Annotated in this window: 5 protein-coding genes; all 5 read left to right on the forward strand. The window is 66.9% G+C overall.

Annotated elements, in window-relative coordinates; translation table 11 throughout:
* Nucleotides 1-1,213 (forward strand): efflux transporter outer membrane subunit (locus D3872_RS04975; protein ID WP_119809753.1); only part of this gene is annotated, 1,213 nt, incomplete at its 5' end.
* Nucleotides 1,214-1,260: 47 nt separating this feature from the next.
* Nucleotides 1,261-1,764 carry a MarR family winged helix-turn-helix transcriptional regulator gene (locus D3872_RS04980; protein WP_119809754.1) on the forward strand — a complete coding sequence of 168 codons (504 nt, stop codon included), beginning with the start codon at nt 1,261-1,263 and terminating at the stop codon, nt 1,762-1,764.
* Between the two features lie 176 nt (nt 1,765-1,940).
* Nucleotides 1,941-2,393 carry a hypothetical protein gene (locus D3872_RS04985; RefSeq protein WP_119809755.1) on the forward strand — a complete coding sequence of 151 codons (453 nt, stop codon included), beginning with the start codon at nt 1,941-1,943 and terminating at the stop codon, nt 2,391-2,393.
* A gap of 562 nt (nt 2,394-2,955) precedes the next feature.
* Nucleotides 2,956-3,927, forward strand: coding sequence for a hypothetical protein (locus D3872_RS04990; RefSeq protein ID WP_119809756.1), 972 nt, complete (start codon nt 2,956-2,958; stop codon nt 3,925-3,927).
* A complete protein-coding gene (locus D3872_RS04995) occupies nt 3,917-5,137 on the forward strand; it encodes a cation:proton antiporter domain-containing protein (RefSeq protein WP_119809757.1) in 1,221 nt (406 codons plus the stop codon). The genes D3872_RS04990 and D3872_RS04995 overlap by 11 nt, the downstream gene beginning before the upstream one ends.
* The last annotated feature ends 34 nt before the right edge of the window (nt 5,138-5,171 follow it).

Genomic DNA, 5,171 nt, shown 5'->3' on the forward strand with positions numbered 1-5,171 from the left:
CGCCTTCGGCGACGCATCGATGAACGAACTGGTGGACAAGGCACTCGCGCGCAACACCGACGTGCTGCTGTCGATCGCGCGGGTGGACGAGGCGCGCGCCCTGGCGCAGGCGGCAGACTCGGCACGCCTGCCGACCTTGAACGCAGGCGCCGGCATCGGCGCCAGCCACTCGCTCGGACCAACTGGTATTTCCACCCACCGCAGCATCCAGCCGGAGCTGCAGGCGAGCTGGGAGCTCGACCTGTGGGACCGCGTGCGCGCCCAATCGCGCGCTTCGTCGCTGCAGTACCTGGCCAGCCAGGCCGAGCGCGACGGCGTGGCGCTGGCGGTGGCGGCATCCACGGCGCGCGCCTGGGTCACGTTGCTGGCCCTCGATGAACAATTGCGGATCACCCGCGGCACGGCCGATGCCCGCGCGGAGGCGCTGCGGCTGGCGTCCGACCAGGCGCGCGTCGGCTACATCTCGCAGCTGCAGCTGACGCAGGCCCAGTCCGAACACGAGGCTGTGCTGCAGGCGATTCCCCAGCTCGAACTGGCGGTTCGGCGGCAGGAGAACGCGTTGCGCGTTCTGACCGGCGAAGCGCCGGGCGCCATCGCGCGCACGGCGTCGCTGCCCGCCCTGCGGCTGCCCGCACTGCCTTCGGCGCTGCCGTCCGAGCTGCTGGTGCGGCGCCCCGACGTGGTGCAGCGCGAACTCCTGCTGGCCGCCACCGACGCGGCGCTCGACGCGCGCCGCGCGGCGTTCATGCCGCAGGTGAACCTGAGCGCCAGCATTGGAGCCCTGCTGACCAACGGCCTTGACTACAATCCGGAAACCATATGGAGCTTGGGCGGCAGCATCCTCGCGCCTGTCTTCAACGCCGGCCGGCTGGCCGCGCAAGTGGATGCGGCCACGGCCCAGCGCGACCAGGCTGCGTACGCCTACCGCGGAACGGTGCTGGCCGCATTCGGCGAGGTCGAAAACACCCTGGGTGGCGTCGGTCGCCTGGAGGAACAGATGGAACACTCGCAAAAGCGCCGCGCGGTGTTGGCGCGCACCCTCGATTTCGCGCGCGACCGCTATCAAGCCGGTTACGCGCCTTACCTGGAGGTCCTGGACGCGCAACGAGCCTTGTACCAGGTCCAACTCGATGCGGTCACCCTGCGCCAGAACCAGCTTAACAATGTGATCGACTTATACCGTGCGCTGGGCGGCGGCTGGCAACGCGACTGAGCCGCCGAAAGCTGTGTCGCGGCAGGGTTTTCCGTTATGATTCGGACATGCAAAACCCGCCCCCAGAACCCAGCCTGACTCCCGCCGGCGACGGACCGGCCGCCTCGCGCGTACTGCGCCAGTTCCGCATCGTGTTCAACGCCGTGAAAACCCATTTCCGGCAGGTGGAACGCGATGCCGGCATCGGCGGCGCCCAGCTATGGGCGTTGAGCGAGATCGCCGCCTCGCCGGGCATCGGCGTCAACGACCTGGCGCGCGCGCTCGACGTGCACCAATCCACCGCCAGCAACCTGGTCAAGACCCTGATGGAACGTGGCTTGGTGCAGGCGGCGCGCAACGACAAGGACCGCCGCATCGTCCTTCTCAGCCTGCTGCCTGCCGGCGCGGCCGTGCTCGCATCCGCGCCGGCGCCGTTCACCGGCGTGCTGCCAAGCGCGCTGGCCGGGCTCGACCTCGACACCCTGAACCGGCTCGAAGGCGACTTGGCGCGCCTGATCGAGCGGCTTGAGGCTGATCCGGCCGGCGCCAAGATACACCTCTCGGAAATGTGATGGCGATGCTCACCACCCTCGCTACCCAGGCGGCATAGAATGCCGCAGGCGGCGCGGCCCTGGAATACATCGGCGACAAGGTTAAGGGCGCCGTAGAGGACTTCCTTAAAGACAAGATCGTTTCACGGGCGAGCAAATGGCGGCAGGATGCGTTTATCGATGAGTTTTGCAGGGCGGTGCAGAAGGTTTTCAATGACGCGGATTTTCGTCAATTCAACAGTTGGATGAATCTACTGGCCAGGAACGAGCGCTACGCGTGGATGCGGAAAGTCCTTCTGGAGCGTGACGCGGCCACGGCGAGCGCCGGCGCTCCGTCCGTGCACCGCTTCGTGAAGGTGGAACTACTGCAAGCCGAATGGAAAAGCCTGCAGGATGGCGGACCTCCGACACCAAAACTCACGCTGCAGCGCGGTTACGATGCGAACCCGGCGGATCTTTATACCCTGGTAGGTCCGTTCGCACCGAAGCTGTCGATGTACGGGCTGCTGCATGAGAAAATCGAGGTCGGCAACTCGAAAAAAACCAAGGACCTCCGCGAGCGCTTCCTGCTGGTCGCGCTTGCCTGCGAAGAGCTGAACGAGCTGGTCAACCGTGCGATGCACAGCATCGCGGCGCGGCAAGCCGGCTAGTACCTGATCGCCCCTGCACCTCCAGGGCTGGGCAGCCGAAAAAATGCCCCGGCGAGCTCACCGGGGCGGAATTACACCATCGCAATAAGGTGGCCACAGTACCCCTCCAGGGACACTATTGCCACCGAGCCATTGTGCATGAAACACATATGTGTGGCAATCATATTTGTGCAAATGTATAATTCGACTGTGACTCCATTTTACGATCTTGTCGGATGCGCCGGATCGCATACCTGAACGGGTGCAGCGTTCCATCCTGCTCGCAGTCCCGTCCCGTACCCTACCCCGCGTGCCGCACATGCCCGCAGCGGCGCATTATGATTGACCTTCCGGCCGGCATCTTATACCCGCAACCTGATCGGTGGCCAGGTACGCCATCCGCTCAAAAAAATGAATCCGGTAGGCCCTGTTCTCGCCGGGCCTTTCGTCTTCAGGAAAACAAAGGGATGAAACTTGATGGCGTTTCACTTTCCCGGTCCTGTCCCACGCATGCATATTCCGGCTGGCGCTGCTGGCACTGCTGTCCTTTCTGTCGCTGCACGCCGCCGCGCGCCGCGCCCCCGTGAAGCAGGCCGAAACCAGCGCCGTCGATTTTGTCGGCATCGCCCAGCACCGGCCGCGCAAGTGTCCGACTGATCCCGTTGCCGGCCCCGCCGGATGGCAGGAAGCGCCGGCGCAGTGCGTATGGCAGGGGCGGCTGCAGATGCGCCGCTGGCAGGTGGCCGGCGCCGAGGCGCCCGCCAGTTGCGTTGGCCGCCCGGCCAAATGGCTGGCCTGGCAGCGCCACCGCTACGGCCTGGCACCGGCCAGCCCCGGAGCGGCCTGGCGCAGTGCGTGGAAGTCGCACGCTGTGGCGGCTGGCGCCGACGCCGGCAGGGAGCGCATCGCGATCGTCGAAACGAGCGGCGCCGGCTGGACTGCGACCGAGTGGACATGGTCGCCGTCGCCCCGGCCGGCAAGCCGCGCCTGGCAGCAGGCGCGCTGGGACAAGCTGGTGAAGTCGGCGTCGGCACTGCGCGGCGCCGATCCGGCGCCCAACGATGCGATGCTGGCGGTCTGGGAGCGCAACCTGAATGGCCGCGCCGGTGAGATCGGCGCCGACGGCTGGCGCTGGGAGAGCGACGGCAAATGCCTGCGCCTGACCACGCTGGCGGCGGCCGACATTCCGCTGCCGCTGCCCTACGCCCGCGAAGACGCGCGCCTCGAACAGCGCGCCGCGATGCAGATCCGGCTGGCGCGCCGCTATCCGTCCGCCACCTTCGTGGCGCCGTTCCGCATGCTCGACCTGCAGGGCGGCGGCCGCCATGCTGGCGCCAAGTACACCGCCATCTGGACCGAGCGCGCGACCGTCACGGGCCAGATCTGGATACCGCTGAAGAACGAGGAGCGCGCCCTGCGCGCCCAGGTGGTGGCAAACCTTCCGGCGCGCTACGACACGCCGGCCGGGCTTGCAGCCCGTTCCAACTCGGTGCGCGCCATCGAACAGGAACTGGCCAGCATCGCCACCATCTGGAGCGCAACCTATGAACGATAAGATTTTCGAACTGATGCCCTGGCTGTTCTCGCCGCTGGCCATCGTCGGCGCGGGCCTGCTGCTGGCGCAACTGCTTGGGCAGGTGGTGGCCGCGCGCGGCTTCCCCAAGCTGTATGGCGCGGTGATCGCGGGCCTGATCGTCGGCGTCAGCGGCCTGGGACTGGTGGATACGGCGCTGCTGTCGCAGTTCCAGGAACTGTTCAACGCGGCCACCGCACTGGTGCTGTTCGAGGTCGGCCGCAAGATGGACCTGCAGTGGCTGTGGCGCAGCGGGCGCGAAGGCGCCAGCCTGGTGGTGGCGAGCCTGCTACGCGGGCTGGTCACGTTTGCCTGCCTGGCCGCCTTCGGGCTGCCGCACGGCGACGCCGCCTTCATCGCGGTGGTGCTGATCGCGGCGAGCCCGATCATCTTCGCGTCGATGGCGGCCGATTCCAACGCCAGCGGCGTCGCCACCTTCGCCGGCGCCAACATGGTCGGCATCGGCAACGTGATCGCGCTGCTGGCGCTCGGACCGGCGCTGGCGTGGATCAAGGTGCAGGACGCCGCTGCGGCCAGCTTTGCCGCCGAGCTGGGCGACCAGTTGATCAAGCTGGCGCTGGGCGCGGCCATCGCACTGGCGTGCTATGGCTTGTACGCCGTCGTGACCCGCGCTACCCGTGCCCCGGCGCGCCAGCGGCCCGGCATGCTGCTCGCGGTGCTGCTGATGGACCTGGGACTGTGCTCGGTCACCTCGTCCAGCGCCCTGCTCTCGCTGCTGTTGATGGGACTCCTGCTGCGCAACGCCGAAAAGCGCGACAACGTGTTCCAGGCCCAGGTCAAGACCGGGCTGGATATCGGCTACGCGCTGCTGTTCATGATGTCCGCCGCGCTGGTCGAAGTGCAGCAGCTGGTCAACGTCACCACGCTCGGCCTGGCCCTGCTGATTTTCGCCGCGCGCATGTTCGTCACGCGCATTGCCTTCCTGGGCAGTGGCGCGTGGAGCACGCAGAAGAAGAATGCGATGGCCTTCTCCATGTGCTCGCTGGTGAGTTTCGGCACGCTGATGGTCGATAACTCGCTCGGCATCTATTCGGGCCTCGGCCCGGCCGCGGCGCAGGTCATGGCCTCGCTGCTGGCACTAAACGTATTGCTGGCGCCCGCCGTAACGTGGTGGGGGCTGAAGATAGCGGGTGAAACCCACGCAGAGGAAGACTATGACCGCACTAATTGACCAAATCTCTTCGCTGGAACAAGCGCAGGCCCGC

The organism is Massilia cavernae (genome assembly GCF_003590855.1).
GTDB classification, from domain to species: domain Bacteria; phylum Pseudomonadota; class Gammaproteobacteria; order Burkholderiales; family Burkholderiaceae_D; genus Telluria_A; species Telluria_A cavernae.